Source organism: Pandoraea terrigena (assembly GCF_902459705.1).
Lineage (GTDB): Bacteria > Pseudomonadota > Gammaproteobacteria > Burkholderiales > Burkholderiaceae > Pandoraea > Pandoraea terrigena.
Genome location: NZ_CABPRU010000016.1, coordinates 39187 through 56100 on the forward strand (window position 1 = coordinate 39187; position 16914 = coordinate 56100).

The 16914-nt window shown below is 65.1% G+C and carries 13 protein-coding genes; 7 read left to right on the forward strand and 6 right to left on the reverse strand.

Translation table 11 applies throughout. The features are described from left to right. Positions 1-52 precede the first annotated feature (52 nt). The 4 genes from PTE31013_RS22840 to dctP form a co-directional block, all read right to left on the reverse strand. On the reverse strand, positions 53-1594 hold the full coding sequence (locus tag PTE31013_RS22840) for a malonyl-CoA decarboxylase domain-containing protein (RefSeq protein ID WP_246174854.1): 1542 nt from the start codon (positions 1592-1594) through the stop codon (positions 53-55). Positions 1595-1712: 118 nt separating this feature from the next. Next, complete coding sequence (locus PTE31013_RS22845; RefSeq protein WP_150614936.1) at positions 1713-3056, reverse strand: TRAP transporter large permease; 1344 nt, start codon at positions 3054-3056, stop codon at positions 1713-1715. After that, positions 3053-3643: a TRAP transporter small permease gene (locus PTE31013_RS22850; RefSeq protein WP_150614937.1), complete on the reverse strand. Its 591-nt coding sequence runs from the start codon at positions 3641-3643 to the stop codon at positions 3053-3055. Before PTE31013_RS22850 ends, PTE31013_RS22845 begins: the two co-directional genes overlap by 4 nt. Further along, positions 3640-4686: a TRAP transporter substrate-binding protein DctP gene (gene dctP, locus PTE31013_RS22855; protein WP_425495590.1), complete on the reverse strand. Its 1047-nt coding sequence runs from the start codon at positions 4684-4686 to the stop codon at positions 3640-3642. The genes PTE31013_RS22850 and dctP overlap by 4 nt, the downstream gene beginning before the upstream one ends. Before the next feature lie 340 nt (positions 4687-5026). Here dctP and PTE31013_RS22860 point away from each other — a divergent pair, with 340 nt between their 5' ends. Further along, on the forward strand, positions 5027-5698 hold the full coding sequence (locus PTE31013_RS22860; protein WP_150614938.1) for a GntR family transcriptional regulator: 672 nt from the start codon (positions 5027-5029) through the stop codon (positions 5696-5698). Between the two features lie 89 nt (positions 5699-5787). On the opposite strand, the gene lgt is transcribed toward PTE31013_RS22860, so the two are convergent. After that, positions 5788-6678 carry a prolipoprotein diacylglyceryl transferase gene (gene lgt, locus PTE31013_RS22865; RefSeq protein ID WP_150614939.1) on the reverse strand — a complete coding sequence of 297 codons (891 nt, stop codon included), beginning with the start codon at positions 6676-6678 and terminating at the stop codon, positions 5788-5790. A 197-nt stretch (positions 6679-6875) separates the two neighbouring features. Beyond that, positions 6876-7823, reverse strand: a complete 948-nt coding sequence (locus PTE31013_RS22870) for a LysR family transcriptional regulator (protein ID WP_150614940.1) — start codon at positions 7821-7823, stop codon at positions 6876-6878. Between the two features lie 200 nt (positions 7824-8023). Here PTE31013_RS22870 and ilvD (PTE31013_RS22875) point away from each other — a divergent pair, with 200 nt between their 5' ends. The 6 genes from ilvD (PTE31013_RS22875) (at position 8024) to PTE31013_RS22900 (ending at position 16898) form a co-directional block, all read left to right on the forward strand. Continuing rightward, positions 8024-9892 carry a dihydroxy-acid dehydratase gene (ilvD, locus tag PTE31013_RS22875; protein ID WP_150614941.1) on the forward strand — a complete coding sequence of 623 codons (1869 nt, stop codon included), beginning with the start codon at positions 8024-8026 and terminating at the stop codon, positions 9890-9892. A 230-nt stretch (positions 9893-10122) separates the two neighbouring features. Then, positions 10123-11796 carry a dihydroxy-acid dehydratase gene (gene ilvD / locus PTE31013_RS22880; protein WP_150614942.1) on the forward strand — a complete coding sequence of 558 codons (1674 nt, stop codon included), beginning with the start codon at positions 10123-10125 and terminating at the stop codon, positions 11794-11796. Between the two features lie 211 nt (positions 11797-12007). After that, a complete protein-coding gene (locus PTE31013_RS22885) occupies positions 12008-12325 on the forward strand; it encodes a hypothetical protein (RefSeq protein WP_246174857.1) in 318 nt (105 codons plus the stop codon). Then, positions 12322-13371 carry a multidrug transporter subunit MdtN gene (gene mdtN / locus PTE31013_RS22890; RefSeq protein ID WP_150614943.1) on the forward strand — a complete coding sequence of 350 codons (1050 nt, stop codon included), beginning with the start codon at positions 12322-12324 and terminating at the stop codon, positions 13369-13371. The genes PTE31013_RS22885 and mdtN overlap by 4 nt, the downstream gene beginning before the upstream one ends. After that, on the forward strand, positions 13352-15370 hold the full coding sequence (locus PTE31013_RS22895; RefSeq protein ID WP_150614944.1) for an FUSC family protein: 2019 nt from the start codon (positions 13352-13354) through the stop codon (positions 15368-15370). Before mdtN ends, PTE31013_RS22895 begins: the two co-directional genes overlap by 20 nt. Continuing rightward, complete coding sequence (locus PTE31013_RS22900; protein WP_150614945.1) at positions 15357-16898, forward strand: TolC family protein; 1542 nt, start codon at positions 15357-15359, stop codon at positions 16896-16898. The genes PTE31013_RS22895 and PTE31013_RS22900 overlap by 14 nt, the downstream gene beginning before the upstream one ends. Positions 16899-16914: the final 16 nt, after the last annotated feature.

The window sequence follows — 16914 nt, forward strand, 5'->3', positions numbered from 1 at the left end:
GTTGATAGGCGTGGATAGGGGTTTGCATACCGAGGCGTCGTCATGGTCAGGTTCAGACCAGGCGCGCCACCGCGCGCCCGAGGGCCGGTTCGCCATCGAGAAGGCGCTGCAGATTGGCGTCGAGTTCGTCGGGTTCGTAGAGATAATTGACCATCATCCCGCACGACTGCTTCGCGCCCTTCCTGGAGAGATCGGCATGCCAGTTGATGCGCTCCACGCGCGCGCCGTTGCCCAGATGGAACCGGGCGACTGGATCGCGCGGCTGTCCGCGCGCGGTTTCGCGCGCCAGGTAGTGCGCGGCCAGTGCTTCGCCAAGGCTGCGCTGCAACGCCTGCACGGCCTTGCGCTCGGCGCCCGCCTGCAACCACGCCATCATCTGCGCCCCCGAGACATCGGGGGCCAGCGATGCCTCCTGCGCCAGCAGCTTCGCCCGCTTCGGGCCGAGCACTTGCGCAAGCGCCTGCGCCGACAGTGACTTGAGCCAGTCGTTGAAACCCGGGATCGGCGAGAGTGTCGCAAAATTGCGCAGCTTCGGAAAATCGACTTGCAACTCGTCGATCACTCGTTTGAGCAGGAAGTTGCCGAAGCTCACGCCGCGCAGTCCGGGCTGCGTGTTCGAGATCGAATAGAAGATGGCCCAGCGCACGCGACGCAGGTCTTCGAGCGGGGCCTTCTCGTCGAGCAGCGAATGCACGTCGGCCGCCATCTCCGGCACGAACGCCACTTCGACGAAGATCAGCGGCTCGCGCGGCATGCGCGGATGGAAGAACGCGTAGCACCGACGGTCCGAATCGAGCCGGTTGCGCAGGTCGGCCCACGACGAAATCTCGTGCACCGCTTCGTAGCGCATGAGCTTTTCGAGCAGCGACGCCGGCGAATCCCACGTGATCGGATGCAACTCCAGCAGGCCGACGTCGAACCATGTCGAAAAGAGACTGCCAAGATCCTCCTCGAGGGCTGCCAGTCCGGGCAACGCCGCCCGGTGTTCCAGCATGTCCGCGCGCCAGCGCACGAGAAACGGCAGGCCGTCGGGCAGCGCGTTGAAGCGCTTGAGAAAGCGCACACGCGCACTGCCCAGCGCCCCCGCCAACCCGCTGGCCGCGCGCTTGGCACTGGCACCGTCGCCGTCCTTGCCTGCCTCGGCGCCCGAATTGCCATCGCTCGCACAGATATCGGCGACGACAGCGAGCCATGCCCGTTGCAGGTCGGGCGACGCCGCCGCGTAGCGCGTCATGAAGTCGCGCGCGGCGTCGTTGGCGGCGGAGTCCGTCAGACGCGCCGACAGGCACTGCGTCAACTGCCGCCGCAGCGCGCTCTGCGCACGCGGCGACAGGGGGGCCGGCGCGACCTTGCCGTCCCCTTTGCCATCTTTGCCATCCTTCGGCCCGCCGCCGGGCCCGCCCGACTTGCCCGCGCCGCGACCGAACCACTGGCCCAGCCGCGCGCCGAGCGAGCGCTTGGGAGACGGTACCGGTGCGCTCACGTCGGCCACGCGCTCGGGCACGCCGCGCCCGGGTGAGGGCGAGGGCGATGACGTGGACGACGCAGCCGTCGTCGACGGACGCAACGATACGGAAACGGACATGGCTGACATGATCGGCTCATCCTTCATGGCTTCCTCGCATTGCCCCCCGGACGGGCAAAAACACCGGCTGAACAGGCGTGTCGCATCGCTCGGTGATCGTTGCCGCAGTTCATCGACGCCCCCTGCCTCATCCCATCAGTCGATCCGGCAGCCACAGCGACAAGCCGGGCAGCGCACAGATGAGGACGACGGCCAGCACCATCAACACCACAAACGGCATCACGCCCCACACGATGTCGCGCAACGCGATATCCGGCGCGGTGTTCTTGATGACGAAGATGTTGAGTCCTACGGGCGGATGAATCAACCCCAATTCCATGACGATCGTCATCACCACGCCGAACCACACCAGATCGAAGCCGGCCGCCCGCAGCGGCGGGAGGATGATCGGCGCGGTCATCAGGATGATGCTCACCGGTGGCAGGAAGAAGCCGAGCACGACCACCATCAGCAGGATGGCCGTGAGCAGCACCCAGCGCGATAAATGCAGCCCCACGATCCATTGCGCCGCCGACTGGCTGATGTGCAGATAGCTCATCACGTACGAGTAGAGCAATGACATGCCGATGATGAACATGAGCATGGTCGATTCGCGCAACGTGCCGGTCAGGATCGGCGCGAGCTGACGCGGGTTCCACATCCGGTAAATCACGGCGATCAGACCCAGCGCCAGCAGGCCGCCGAGGCCGGCCGTCTCCGACGGCGTGGCGTACCCGCCATAGAGCGCCGCCATCACGCCGATGAGCAGCGTCACGAACGGCAGCACGCGCGGCAGCAGCGCCAGCTTCTCGCGCATCGTGGCCGGCGGCTCGCTCGGGAACGGCGACGGCGTGCCGTCGCGGGCGAGCGCCACTTGCGCACAGACGTACTCGCGCCGGTAGCGCCAGGCCGCATAGCATGAGAACAGCCCGACCAGCAGCAGCGCTGGCACGATTCCCGCGAGGAACAGTCGCCCCAGCGACTGCTCCGCCGCGACCGCGTAAAGAATCATCGTGATCGACGGCGGGAGCAGAATGCCCAGCGTACCGCCCGCCGCGATGATCCCGGCGGCGAATCCTGGCGAATAGCCGCGCTGGCGCATCTCCGGAATACCTGCGCTGCCGATGGCGGAGCACGTCGCCGGACTCGATCCCGCCATCGCGGCGAACAGCCCGCACGCGAAGACATTGGCGATGCCCAGGCCGCCCGGAATCCGGCGCATCCACGCGTGCAGGGCCAGATACAGGTCCTGCCCCGCGCGCGATTTGCCGATGGCCGCGCCCTTCAGGATGAAAAGCGGAATCGACAGCAGCGTGATGCTGGCCATTTCCTCATAGACGTTCTGCGTGATCGTATCGAGCGACGATACCGGCATGAAGCCGAGCATGAACGCCACCGCCACGGCCCCAAGTGCAAACGCGATGGGCATGCCCGAGAACATGGCGACGAGCGTCGCGCCACCGTAGAGCAATCCGATGCCGAGTTCGCTCATGCGTGACCTCCCGTACGATCCGATGCGAGCGATGCCTCGTGGCCCGCCGGCGTTCCCATCTCGCAGGCGCCAATCGCCGCTTGCAGCAGCAATTGCACCGTGAGCAACGTCATGCCGAAGGCCATCAGGCCATACGGGATTGACAATGGCGGGCCCCAGGTCGAACTGCTCGTCTGGCCCTCGACGTAGGCTTCCCAGAACAGCGTCCACGACTTCCATGCGAAGAAGCCGCAGAACGCGAACGAGACGATATCGACGACCCAGCGCCGCACTCGGTTCACCCGCGGTGAGAGCAGTGTCGTGATGGCCTCGATGCCGATATGCCCGCGCAGATGTTGCACATGCGCGGCAGAGACGAAGGTCGCGCCGACCAGCAGGAACACGGCGGCTTCGTCCTGCCAGTCGGTGGCGAGCTTGAGCACGTGCCGTGCGAACACGCTGTAACTGAGCACCAGCGCGGCACCGACCAGCGCCAGCATGCACACGACCATGAGCAGACGGCTCACGCCCTGTAACAGGGCGTCGAGCCGCCGCAGCAGGCGGGTGCGCGCCGCCACCGGTTCCGCGCTCACGACGGCCCCACTCACGCAGGCACCTTATCGGCAAGCGCGAGCAGTTTCGCGCACGTGTCGGATCGGCCCGCATAGTCCTTCCATGCGGTACGCCGTGCGATGTCGCGCCACTTCATCACCGTCGCCTCGTCGAGGTCGTAGACCTTCGCGCCAGCCTTCGTATAGACGCTCGCGATCTGCGCATCGTCGGCCTTGGCCGCTTCCATGCCGAACGACTCGAGTTCCGCGCCCACTTGCAGGATCGCCTGCTGCTGATCCTTGGGCAGCTTGTCGAAGACCAGCTTCGACATCAGCAGTGGTTCGAGCATGAACCAGTACGACTTGTTGCGCCCGGTGGTCAAATGCTTCGACACCTCTTCGAGACGAAATGACATCAAGCTCGTCGACGAGGTCATCGCCGCGTCCATCGCGCCTGTCTGCATGGCGGCGTAGAGTTCGTTCGACGGCAGCGAAATGACGGCCGCGCCGGCCTCCTTGAGCATCATGTCCATCTCGCGGCTGCCGCCGCGCACCTTGAGACCCTTGGCGTCGTCCGGCGAGACGAGCGCCTTGGTACGGCTCGCGACGCCGCCCGCTTGCCAGACCCAGCTCACGATCACGATGTTCTTCTGCGCGAGCACATCGGTGAGCACCTTGCCAACCTCACCATGGCGCCAGGCCGCACCCTGCGCATAGGACGTCACCAGCCCCGGCATCAGACCGATATTGAGTTCGCGCACTTCTCCGCCTGCATACGGCAGCGGATACAGCGAGAGATCGAGGGCCCCGCGACGCAGCGCCGAAAACTGCGCATTGGTCTTCATGAGCGAGCTGCCCGGATAGACCTGAAACTTCAGCGCGCCGTTGGTCCGCTTCTCGACTTCCTGCGCGAATTTCCGGCACAACCGGTCGCGGAAATCGCCTTCGGCAAGGGTACCGCCGGGGAATTGATGGGAAATCTTGAGCGGGCCGGACTGCGCAAACGCGCTACCCCATGGGCTGGCCAGACCGCCGGTGACGAGTGCCGATGCGGCACCGAGCATAAGTTGCCGCCGCAGCGGGGAATGATTTGTCTCCATGGCGTCTCCTGTCACTTCTGTCAGTGGTGAACCAGCGAAGCCCGGTGCCTGACATCGCCCGTTGCAGGTCTCACGACTCGCAACGGGTGCACCGCCGGCTCGCCGGCACTGCATGTACGGATGACTGCTTTGATTTTGCGTGTGTCGAGTGCGCGAGTTGCCGCTCTCGGGATGAAATCCTATAGTCAATCCAGCACGGTGTATACAATTGAGCCATCGAAAAAATACAATTCTGGCGTATACCCCGATCTTCAACGCCGGCGGCAAGCGGTACTTTGGCAACCATGCATCCCATTGAGCCCCGCGCGACGGGACCGAAACACGACCGAGCGAGAGCGTCATGACCGTAAAACCGAAGCGATCGGAAGCGCTGCGCCAGGCGATCGAGGAGAAGATTGCCGTGGGCGAGTACCCGCCCGGCATGCGGCTCGACGAGGTCGAACTGGCGAGCACGTTCGGCGTGTCGCGCACGCCCCTGCGCGAGGCGTTGATTCAGTTGGCGTCGTCGGGGGTGATCGAGATACGGCCGCGCCGGGGCGCCGTGGTGGCGCAGATCGATCCGCAACGGCTATGCGAGATGTTCGAAGTCATGGCCGAACTGGAATCGATGTGCGGACGCCTCGCCGCGCGTCGCATCACCGACGACGAACTGGCCGAGTTGCGCGCGACGCACGAGGCCAGCCGGGCGGCGGCCGAGGCGCGGGACATCGACACGTATTACGAAGTCAACGCGCATTTCCATGCGTTGATCTATCAGGCCAGTCACAACGCCTACCTTCAGGAGACGGCATTGCAGCTGCACCGGCGGCTGCGCGTGTACCGGCGTTTGCAGTTGCGCGTGCGCGACCGGCCGCAACATTCGTTCTCGGAACATGACGCCGTGTTTCGCGCCATCGAGGCGGGCAACGCCGACGCCGCATCGGAACACCTTCGCGCGCACGTCACCGTGCAGGGTGAGCGCTTCGCCGACCTGATGGCCTCCTTGCGCGCGCTGGAGCGCAAGGCGAGCTGAACCTGACCGCCAGGCAAACGGGCCGCCGGAGGAAATACCCCCGGCGGCCCGTTTGCCTGACTCGCTGTGGCGCGGCGCTTGCCGTCGCCTTATGCGCGAGATGCCGCCGGCCGGCGCCGATAGGCCCACACGAGCATGATGACGCCCGCGACGATCATCGGCATCGACAGCCATTGCCCCATCGACAGGCCAAACGAAAGCAAGCCGAGGAACGCATCGGGTTCGCGCGTGAATTCCGCGAGGAAGCGAAATACGCCATATCCCACCAGGAACATGGCAGACACCGCGCCCACCGGACGCGCGCGTCGCGAGAAGAACCACAACAGCAGGAAGAGCGCCACGCCTTCGAGTGCGAATTCGAACAACTGCGACGGATAGCGCGGCAGTCCGTGGAATTGGGAGAACACCGCCGCCATCGCATGATCGGCCATCGCCTGCGGATGCGCCATCGCCCACTGGATGTCTTCGCCCGCCGATTGCGGGAACAGCATCGCGAAGCGCGAATCGGGGGACGTCACACGCCCCCACAATTCCCCGTTGATGAAGTTGCCCAGGCGTCCGGCGGCAAGCCCCAGCGGGATCATCGGTGCGATGAGATCGGTGCCTTCGAGCAGCGAGTGTCCGCGACGGCGCGTGAACAGCCACATCGCGACGAGCACCCCGAGAAAGCCGCCGTGGAACGACATGCCGCCTTCCCACACCTTGAAGATGTCGATCGGATTCGCCAGATAAAACGATGGCTTATAGAAGAGCACGTAGCCCAGACGTCCGCCAAGAATCACCCCAAGGACGCCGTAGAACAGCATGTCGTCGAGATCCTGTACCTTCCAGCCTTGTGCGGCAATGGACGGCTGGCGCACGCGCACGCGCCCCACGACCAGGAACAGAATGAAGCCGACCAGGTACATCAGGCCGTACCAGCGGATGGCGAGCGGGCCGAGGTGAATCGCGACCGGGTCGAATTGAGGATGAATCAGCATGGATCAGAAGAATCGATTCGTGAACAAAAGTTCCGTCAGAGGGCGAATGACCGGCCAGTGCAACCCATTGCCACCGCCGAGTGACGCGCCAGCCACAGCACGCCGAGGCAATCGGCCCGGCATGCCTTGGGATGGGCAGCACGATACCACGAGCGTCCCCTGTCGCGGCGCGCGGGCAGACGTCGCCATTCTTACGTTCAGTTGGCCAATGTCGCCCCCGGTGGCGTATGGGCCACGCCGCGCGCCGTTTCGAGAAAGCCTTTGAGCACCGGCGTGACTTCAGCCGTGCGCCAGAGCAAGCCCGTCTCGATGAGCGTGCTCGTCTCGATGAGCGCGCGATACGCCACGCCGGTGCGCCGCAGATGGCATAGCGACTGCGGCACCAAGGCGACACCCATGCCTGCCGACACCAGGCTCACGATGGTCTGCATCTGGATCGCTTCCTGCCCTACGCGCGGCGTGAGACCCAGCGCCGCATAGCAGCCCATGATGATGTCGTAGAACGCCGGTGCCACCCGACGCGGAAAGATGACGAGCGGCTCGTCGGCGAAATCGGCCAGACTCACCGGGTCGCCCGGCCCGGTATCGCCAACGCTGTCTGCGCCGGCGCGCATCCCCCGTCCGGCCGGCACCGCCAGCATCAGCGGTTCGCGCACGATCGGCAGGTAGGACAGTTCGTTGGCGTAACGCGCCGGCACCGGCGGGATGAAGAGGCCGGCGTCGATGCGCCCATCCATGAGCGCCTCGACCTGCACGTCGCTCGTCGCTTCAAGCAGTTGCAGGCGCACGCGCGGGTACCGCTCGCCGAACTCGCGCAGCAGCGGCGGCAGGATGCCGTAGTCCGCCGTCGAGACGAAACCCAGCGAGAGCGTGCCCACCTCCCCGTGCGCCAGTCCCTGTGCGAACGCCGGCAACGCTTCGGCGTCAGCCAGAATGCGCCGTACCTCGGGCAGCAGTTGCCGGCCGACGGCCGTCAGCTCCACCGAACGGTTGGTTCGCACGAAAAGCGGCGCCCCGAGCGACGCCTCCAGCGCCCGGATCTGCTGCGACAGCGGCGGCTGGGTCATCGACAGGCGTTGGGCGGCGCGACCGAAATGCCGCTCTTCGGCCACGGCAACGAAGTACCGGAGTTGACGGAGGTCCATGATATGTTTTTCGACTCAATCCGAGTCAAATAATATATTTGACAAGCATGCAAGGAAAGACGAATCTTGACGTCCGGCTGAAACTGGCGTGCCCCGTGGCGTTGAGGGCGTTGCCCGCAACCGCGCGAGTCCAGTTCGAATCAGGCCAGGCGGCCCCGCTTTTTCGTTTATCCCACAAGCACAGCGTTCCAGAGACGACCATGCCTCAATACCGTTCCCGCACCTCGACCCACGGCCGCAACATGGCCGGCGCCCGCGCCCTGTGGCGTGCCACCGGCATGAAAGACGACGACTTTGGCAAGCCAATCATTGCCGTGGTGAACTCCTTCACGCAGTTCGTGCCGGGTCACGTCCACTTGCGCGATCTGGGCGCCGTGGTGGCCAAGGAAATCGAAGCGGCCGGCGGCGTGGCCAAGGAATTCAACACCATCGCCGTGGACGACGGCATCGCCATGGGCCACGGCGGCATGCTCTACTCGCTGCCGTCGCGCGAGCTGATCGCCGACTCGGTGGAATACATGGTCAACGCGCACTGCGCCGACGCCATGGTCTGCATCTCGAACTGCGACAAGATCACCCCGGGCATGCTCATGGCCGCCATGCGCCTGAACATTCCGGTCGTGTTCGTCTCGGGGGGGCCGATGGAGGCGGGCAAGGTCAAGTCGGGCGACGGCCAGGTCATCGCCAAGATCGACCTGATCGACGCCATGATCAAGGCGGCCGACCCCAAGGTGAGCGACGCCGAAGTCGCAGAAATCGAGCGCAGCGCCTGCCCGACGTGTGGCTCGTGCTCGGGCATGTTCACCGCCAACTCAATGAATTGCCTGACTGAAGCCATCGGTCTCGCGTTGCCGGGCAACGGCACCATCGTCGCCACGCACGCCTGGCGTCGCGGGCTGTTCGAGCAGGCCGGCCGCCTCGTGGTCGACCTGTGCCGTCGCTATTACCAGGAGGACGACGCCTCGGTGCTGCCGCGCAACATCGCGACCAAGGCCGCCTTCGAAAACGCCATGGCGCTCGACGTCGCCATGGGCGGCTCGACCAACACCGTGCTGCACTTGCTCGCCGCCGCACAGGAAGCCGGCGTCGACTTCAAGATGTCGGACATCGACCGCATCTCGCGCAAGGTTCCGTGCCTGTGCAAAGCAGCCCCCGCGACCGACAAGTACCACATCGAAGACGTGCACCGCGCGGGCGGCATCATCGGCATTCTGGGTGAGCTCGCGCGCGGCGGGCTGCTCGATACGTCGTGCGGCAACGTGCACAGCGGCACCCTCGGCAACGCCATCGCCCAGTGGGATGTGGCCGGCGACGCGGGCGACAAGGCGCACACGTTCTACAGCGCCGCCCCCGGCGGCGTGCCCACGACCATCGCGTTCAGCCAGTCGTCGGTCTACCCGTCGCTCGACCTGAACCGTGAGACCGGGTGTATTCGCGGCAAGGAGCACGCCTATACGAAAGACGGCGGTCTGGCCGTGTTGTATGGCAACCTCGCCGAGAAGGGCTGTATCGTGAAGACCGCCGGTGTCGACGAATCGCAGTGGGTCTTCACGGGCCGCGCGCGCGTGTTCGAAAGCCAGGACGACGCCGTCGACGGCATCCTGGGCGACAAGGTCCAGGCGGGTGACGTGGTTGTCATCCGCTACGAAGGCCCGAAGGGCGGCCCGGGCATGCAGGAAATGCTGTACCCGACGTCGTACCTGAAGTCGAAGGGCCTGGGCAAAACCTGCGCCCTGTTCACGGACGGCCGCTTCTCGGGCGGCTCGTCGGGTCTGGTGATCGGCCACGCCTCGCCGGAAGCTGCCGAAGGCGGCGTCATCGGTCTGGTGGAAGATGGCGACGTGATCGAGATCGACATCACCCAGCGCAAGATGCATCTGGCCGTGCCCGACGACGAACTGGCCCGCCGTCGTACCGCCATGGAAGCCCGTGGCGACGAGGCGTGGCAGCCGGTGAATCGTGAGCGCGTGGTCTCGCAGGCGCTGCAAGCGTATGCCGCGCTGGCCACGTCGGCCGACCGTGGCGCGGTGCGCGACCTGTCGCAACTGAAGCTGGCCAAACGCGGATAATGCGACGAGTGGGCCGATCGAAGCGATCGGCGTGAAACACGGGGGTGGCCGCGCGTGCGGCCGCTCCCGCGCAGGACTTGCCGTACAGTGACGCAGTAGTGAAGCAGCAATGGCCTTGAGCGGCGCGCCCGGATGACGCATGTGCCGCCGGCATGACAGCGTGATACAACAACGCTTGTGCGCAACGCTGCAGTCGCCTGTGGCGTGGTGCATCCCCACAGGAGACCGTCATGGCATTCAATCGTCGTTCGCGAAATGTCACGCAAGGCGTGGCACGCTCGCCCAACCGCTCGATGTACTACGCACTGGGCTACAAGGAAGCAGACTTCGACAATCCGATGATCGGCGTGGCCAACGGCCATTCGACGATCACCCCGTGCAACGCGGGGCTGCAACGGCTGGCCGACGCCGCCGTCGACGCCATCAAGACCCATCAGGCCAATCCGCAGACGTTCGGCACGCCCACCATTTCCGACGGTATGTCGATGGGGACGGAGGGCATGAAGTATTCGCTCGTCTCGCGCGAAGTCATTGCCGACTGTATCGAGACCGCCGTGCAGGGCCAGTGGATGGACGGCGTGGTTGTCATCGGCGGCTGCGACAAGAACATGCCGGGCGGCATGATCGCGCTGGCGCGCATCAACGTGCCGGGTATCTACGTCTATGGCGGCACCATCAAGCCGGGGCACTGGAAAGGCAAGGATCTCACCATCGTCTCGTCGTTCGAGGCCGTGGGCGAATTCACCGCCGGGCGCATGACGGAGGCCGATTTCAAGGGCATCGAGCAGAACGCCTGTCCGTCGACCGGTTCCTGCGGCGGCATGTATACGGCCAACACGATGAGTTCGTCGTTCGAGGCGCTGGGCATGTCGCTGCTGTATTCGTCGACAATGGCCAATCCCGATCAAGAAAAGGTCGACTCGGCGGCTGAATCGGCGCGCGTGCTGGTCGAAGCGGTCAAGAAAGACCTCAAGCCGCGCGACATCATCACACGCAAATCCATCGAGAACGCGGTGGCGCTCATCATGGCCACGGGCGGCTCCACCAACGCGGTGCTGCACTATCTTGCCATTGCGCACGCCGCCGACATCGACTGGAACATCGACGACTTCGAGCGCATTCGCGAGCGCGTGCCGGTCCTGTGCGACCTGAAGCCGTCGGGCAAGTACGTGGCGACGGACTTGCACAAGGCCGGCGGCATTCCGCAAGTGCTCAAGATTCTGCTCGACGCCGGTCTGCTGCACGGGGATTGCATGACGATCACCGGCAGGACGCTTGCAGAAGAACTGAAGGACGTGCCTTCGGTGCCGCGTGCCGACCAGCACGTGATCTTCCCCATCGACCGCGCGCTCTACAAGGAAGGCCATCTCGCTATCCTCAAGGGCAATCTGGCCGAAGATGGCGCGGTCGCAAAGATCACCGGTCTGAAGCACCCGGTCATCACCGGCCCGGCGCGCGTGTTCGACGACGAGCAAAGTGCGATGGACGCGATCCTTGCCGACAAGATCCAGGCCGGTGACGTGCTCGTGCTGCGCTATCTCGGCCCCAAGGGCGGCCCGGGCATGCCGGAGATGCTCGCGCCCACGTCGGCGATCATCGGCAAAGGACTCGGCGAAACAGTCGGCTTCATCACCGACGGCCGGTTTTCGGGCGGAACGTGGGGCATGGTGGTCGGACACGTGGCACCGGAAGCGTTCGTGGGCGGCACGATCGCGCTCGTGCACGAGGGCGACTCTATCACCATCGACGCGCACAAACTGCTGCTGCAACTGAATGTGTCGGACGACGAACTGGCAAGGCGTCGTGCCGCATGGAAGGCGCCCGCCCCGCGTTATACGCGGGGCGTCATGGCCAAGTATGCCGCGTTGGCGCAGCCGGCGAACAAGGGGGGTACGACCGGCTGATTCCGGTCGCGCCGCGCATGACGGCATGTCTGGCCGGCAAAGACGTGCCGTTTTCTCACGCATGGCCCGCGCACGCGGAACGCGCTACAATCCGCGCATTCGGGCGCGTGGTCAGCCGGGTGCCGGCCGCGTCTGTGACGTGGTTTTTGCGCCTGCGTACCTGAGTGTCGTTTCGCAGCTTGACGCATTTTCACTAACGTGAAGTGTTCCTATGCCGCATAAGCCGACCGCACCGCACCGCCCGAAGCCGAGCAACATCCGCGCGACATACGCCGTGGCGCTGGCCCTCGGCATTCCATTGCAGGGATGCACACTGCATGGCGCGCCCTCCCGCGAGATCTTCGGCGCCTACTTCCCCCTCTGGCTTCTGGCCGGCATCATCGGCCTGGTCGGCGCATTGCTGGCGCACCGCCTCAGCGTCGCCATGCGATGGTCGCAAATCTTGCCGCTCCAGCTCTCGGTCTGTCTGTCGATCGGTGTCACCGTGGCCGGACTCGTCTGGCTCGTGGGAACAGGACAGTTGCTATGAAAATGGCTGGTAAAAGCAACGCCCCGCGCAAAGGGCGGCTGATCGCGCTGGCGATCATCCTGATCGGCGTCATCGTCGCCGGCTACGCCGGCTACCGCGCATCGCAATTCCCATCGACCGACGACGCGACCATCGATGCCGACGTCGTCCACGTCGCGACACCCGTTGGCGGACGCATCGTCAAGCTTGCCGTGCAGGAGAACCAGCGCGTCGCCAAGGGCGAGGTTCTCTACGAAATCGACCCCGTCCCCTATCGACTTGTGCTCGCGCAGGCCCGAGCCGATCTCGAACTGGCGCGCGCCTCGCTCGACACCCGGCAGAAGACCATCTACAACGAGCGGGCCAACGCCTCGATTGCGGATGATCAGACCAGCAAGTCGATGCATAACTACGCGCTCACGACCCGCAACCTCGAGCGCCTTACGCCGCTCGCTGCCAAGGGCTACGTGTCGCAACAACAGCTCGATCAGGCACAGGTCGCCCAACGCGACGCAGAACTGTCGATGAGGCAGGCGAAGGCTCAGAAGGCGGCCAGCGCACAGAGCGTCGGCGACGAGGCGGGCGCGCTGGCGACGGTTCGTGCGCGCGAAGCCGCTGTCGCTCTCGCGCAGCACAACCTCGAAGACACCGTCGTGCGCGCACCGCACAACGGCTACGTGACGGGACTTTCGGTACTCTCGGGGGAAACCGTCGCACCCAGTCAGTCGCTTTTCACACTGGTGCACGCGGACGAGTGGTTTGCCGTCGCCAACTTCCGTGAAGGCGCCCTCTCGCATATCCAGGTGGGCGATTGCGCAACGGTCTACTCGATGATCGATCGAAGTCAGGCCATTACGGGCAAGGTCGTTGGGATCGGCGCCGGCATCTCCGACGCCGGACGCATCACCTTGCCGCGCACACTACCGATTGTGCAGTCGTCGGTGAATTGGGTACGCGTGGCGCAGCGATTCCCGGTGCGCGTTGAACTGCATGAGCCAGCTGAAGCGCTGGTCCGAATCGGTGCCAGCGCAGTCGTGGAGATCAGACATGGCGCGGCCTGCCGCTGACCCGCAGCGTCCGGGGTTCGACGATCTGTTGAATTGGCTTGCCCCATTTCCGGGGCGCGCCACAACGGCAACACGGGTCGCCATCATCTGCGTGCTAACGACACTCGTTGCAATAGCCTATGGCACGCCCGAGGCGGCGCTCTCGGCCTATGTGGTCTTTTTCCTCATCCGGCCAGACCGTGTCACGAGCATTGTCACGAGCCTGGCGATGCTCGTACTGGTGAGCCTTGTCATCGGATTCGTGCTGTTCGTCGCCACGCTCGTGCTCGACAACCCCATGGCGCGGGTCGCCTCCATCGCCGGACTCTCGGCAATGCTGCTTTTCATCACATCCGCCAGCAAGCTCCGCCCCGCAGGCGCGATTATCGCGATGATCGTCGGCTTCGCGCTCGACAAGCTGGGTAGCGTGCCGCTTGGCGAAGTCGCCACGCGCGCATTGCTGTACGCCTGGCTGATGGTCGCGATTCCGATTGGCGCCGCCGTCTGCGTGCAACTTGCCATCGGCCCCTCGCCGCGCAAGCTCGCCGGCAACGAACTCGCGAGACGACTGCGAATTGCCGCCCGCGTGCTGCGCGATCCCGATGTCCCACACGACGCGCTCGACGACTGTCTGAGCGCCGGCGATGAGGAAATCGGAAAGTGGCTTAAACGCTCGGTGCTCGAAGGCTCGTCGGCACGCGCCGACGCCGCAGCGCTGCGACAGGCGACATCGGCCACGTTTGCCATTCTCGTCGCTGCCGATCTGGTCGGCCGTGAACCGGCGGCGCAACTGCCCGCAACGTTTGCCGAGCCACTGGCGAGCACACTCGAACGCATGGCGCGAATGCTCGAGGCAGGCGGCTATCCGGTCGACATTGCGCCCTCCGATCTGGCGCTGCCGCCATCCGATGCGCTCGCGCCGCTCGCCCGCGTCGCCGTCGGCCATCTGAGCGACGCCATCAAAGACTTCACGACTGTGGTCGCGCCAGCGGCGACGCCCGACGCCATACCATCGGCGCGCGGCCAATTCTTCCTGCCCGACGCATTCTCCAATCCGGACCACATGCGATATGCGCTCAAAACCACGGTCGCCGCCATGGTCTGCTACCTGCTGTACTCGCTGCTGGACTGGCCCGGCATTCATACCTGCTTCATCACCGTCTATATTGTGTCGCTCGGCACCACCGCAGAGACCGTCGAGAAACTGACGCTGCGCATCGCCGGGTGTATCGCCGGCGCGCTGGCAGGTACCGCGATGATCGTATTCGTGATGCCCGGACTCAGCACGATTGCCGGTCTGCTGAGCGTGGTTGCCATCGGTGCGTGGCTATCGGCGTGGATCGCGTTTGGGTCGCCACGGATTGCGTATGCGGGTTTTCAGATGGCGTTTGCCTTCTTCCTTTGCGTCGTGCAGGGCCCGGCACCTGCGTTCGATCTGACGATTGCGCGGGATCGCACCATCGGCATCCTGCTGGGCAATGTCGTCGTCTACCTGATCTTTACCCGCGTGTGGCCCGTGAGCGTCGCCGGGCGAGTCGACGCCGCCCTTGTCGAGTTGCAGCAACGTTGGCGAGCCCTGACGGGGATGTCATCCACCCGCCTCCAGCGTGCGCAGGCCGCAAGCGCGATGGCCCGTCGACGGGCGTTACAGAACGACGTTGCGTGGACGCACTACGAACCGTCGTGGGTAAGCCCTTCGCAAGATTGGAAGATGGCACATCGACGTATGTTGGCAGAACTCGAGGTGCTCGAAGTTCCGATGACGCTGCTGAGTGAGCGGCATACCGCTGACACGGGCATCGACGCCTGGTTGAAACGGCTCGACGTCAACGCCGATCGACGCGCCAGCATCGCGACACGCCGTACGATTGCGACGGCACCCACGGCACCGGCTTCATCGCCCGCCGATCAGGAGCGTCTGTCGTTGCTGATGCTTGGCGACGCGCGCCTCATCCAGCTCGACCATGCCGCGCACGAGGATGATGCGGCGAAGGAGCGTGTTCCCCATGCGTCGGCTTGATCCGCCCACCTTGATCCCCGTGATGGCCGTCACCGCCGTGTTGACGATGACTGTGCTCTCGGGATGCGCAACGTCGTCGCTCGACATGGCGCCTGAGCGTCCGGATCGTCCGTGGCAACCGGACACCGACGCATCGGGCGCGATCCGGCCCGGCGCATCGGTACTGGCGAGCCAGTACCATGGCACTTACCGGCTGCCCGCCAACCCGGCACTGGCCACCGTCTCGCCACCGCCGCCACTGGCGCCGGACCACGCCTACACGCTGCCCGAACTCATCGATCTGGCGCAGGCGTCGAACCCCACAACACGCATCGCCTGGAACGAGGCGCGCAACGCTGCGCTGACGGCAGGCGTCGCGAAAAGCGCCTATCTGCCGCAACTGTCGCTGGCCGCGATGGGACAGTACGCCGCCGCCCACAATTCGACATCCAGCGTGCTGGGCGATTCGTCGGCCAGCGCGTCTACGCATGGATTGACGTCGGTGGTGGCGCTGCAATGGCTGCTGTTCGACTTCGGTGGACGGGCCGCTCGCGTTGAGGCTGCGTCGCAGGCAACCGTGATGGCAAATATCGGGTTCACGGCGGCTCATCAGCAAGTGGTGTACGACGTCAGCGTCGCCTTTTACACCTATCAGGCGGTGCGCGCGCGAGTCGCGACGGCCGAGCAAGGCCTTGAGAATGCGCGCGCTGTGGTAGATGCCGCCAAGTCACGATACCGGCGTGGCATCGGCACCGTGATCGAAGTGGCGCAGGCGAACCAGAACTATGCGCAGGCGAGGCTGACATTGGTGCAAGCGCAAGGCGCGCAGCGCAACACCTACCTGACGCTGATCTCTGCGATGGGCATCTCGCCGCTCTCGAAGCCGAAGATTGCCGACATGCCGGTGCGCGCGCTCGCGCCCACGCTGCGTCAGCCGGTCGAGCAGATCGTTGCGACCGCGATTGCACGTCGGCCGGACGTACTGAGCGCCTACGCCGCCGAGCGCGCGAACCTCGCGAAGATTCAGGCCGCGGAGTCGGAGTTCAAGCCCAAGGTCTTTCTGTCGGCGTCCGGCGTCTACAACGCCGGCAGTTCCTCCCTGTCGGCCGTGCCCGCCATCGGACAGCAGTTGCCCACGGTCAACCTGAGCGGCGGCCGCTACGGTGGCAGCGTGGTCATCGGCGTCTCGATCCCGATCTACGACGGCGGCCTGCGCTCGGCAGCCCTCGCCCGGGCGAGAAACGACGCGGACAGCGCGAGCACCCGCCTCGAGCGCAGCCGTGAAGAAGCGGTGCGACAGATCGTCGGCGCGCAGAACATACTTCAGAACAGTTTGACGGCCAACGAAGCGGCGAAGGCGTTGCTGACGGCGGCGCAAACGACCTACGACGCCGCATTCGACGCCTATAAACACGGTGTCGGCTCGGTCACCGATGCCCTGCTCGCCCAGAATCAACTCTTGGTCGCCAAGAACGCGTACGCGGACAGTTACAGCAATGCGCTGTCTGCTGCAGCGGCGCTCGCGCTTGCGACGGGGGCGATCGACTAGTCCGTCGGCTTCGCCG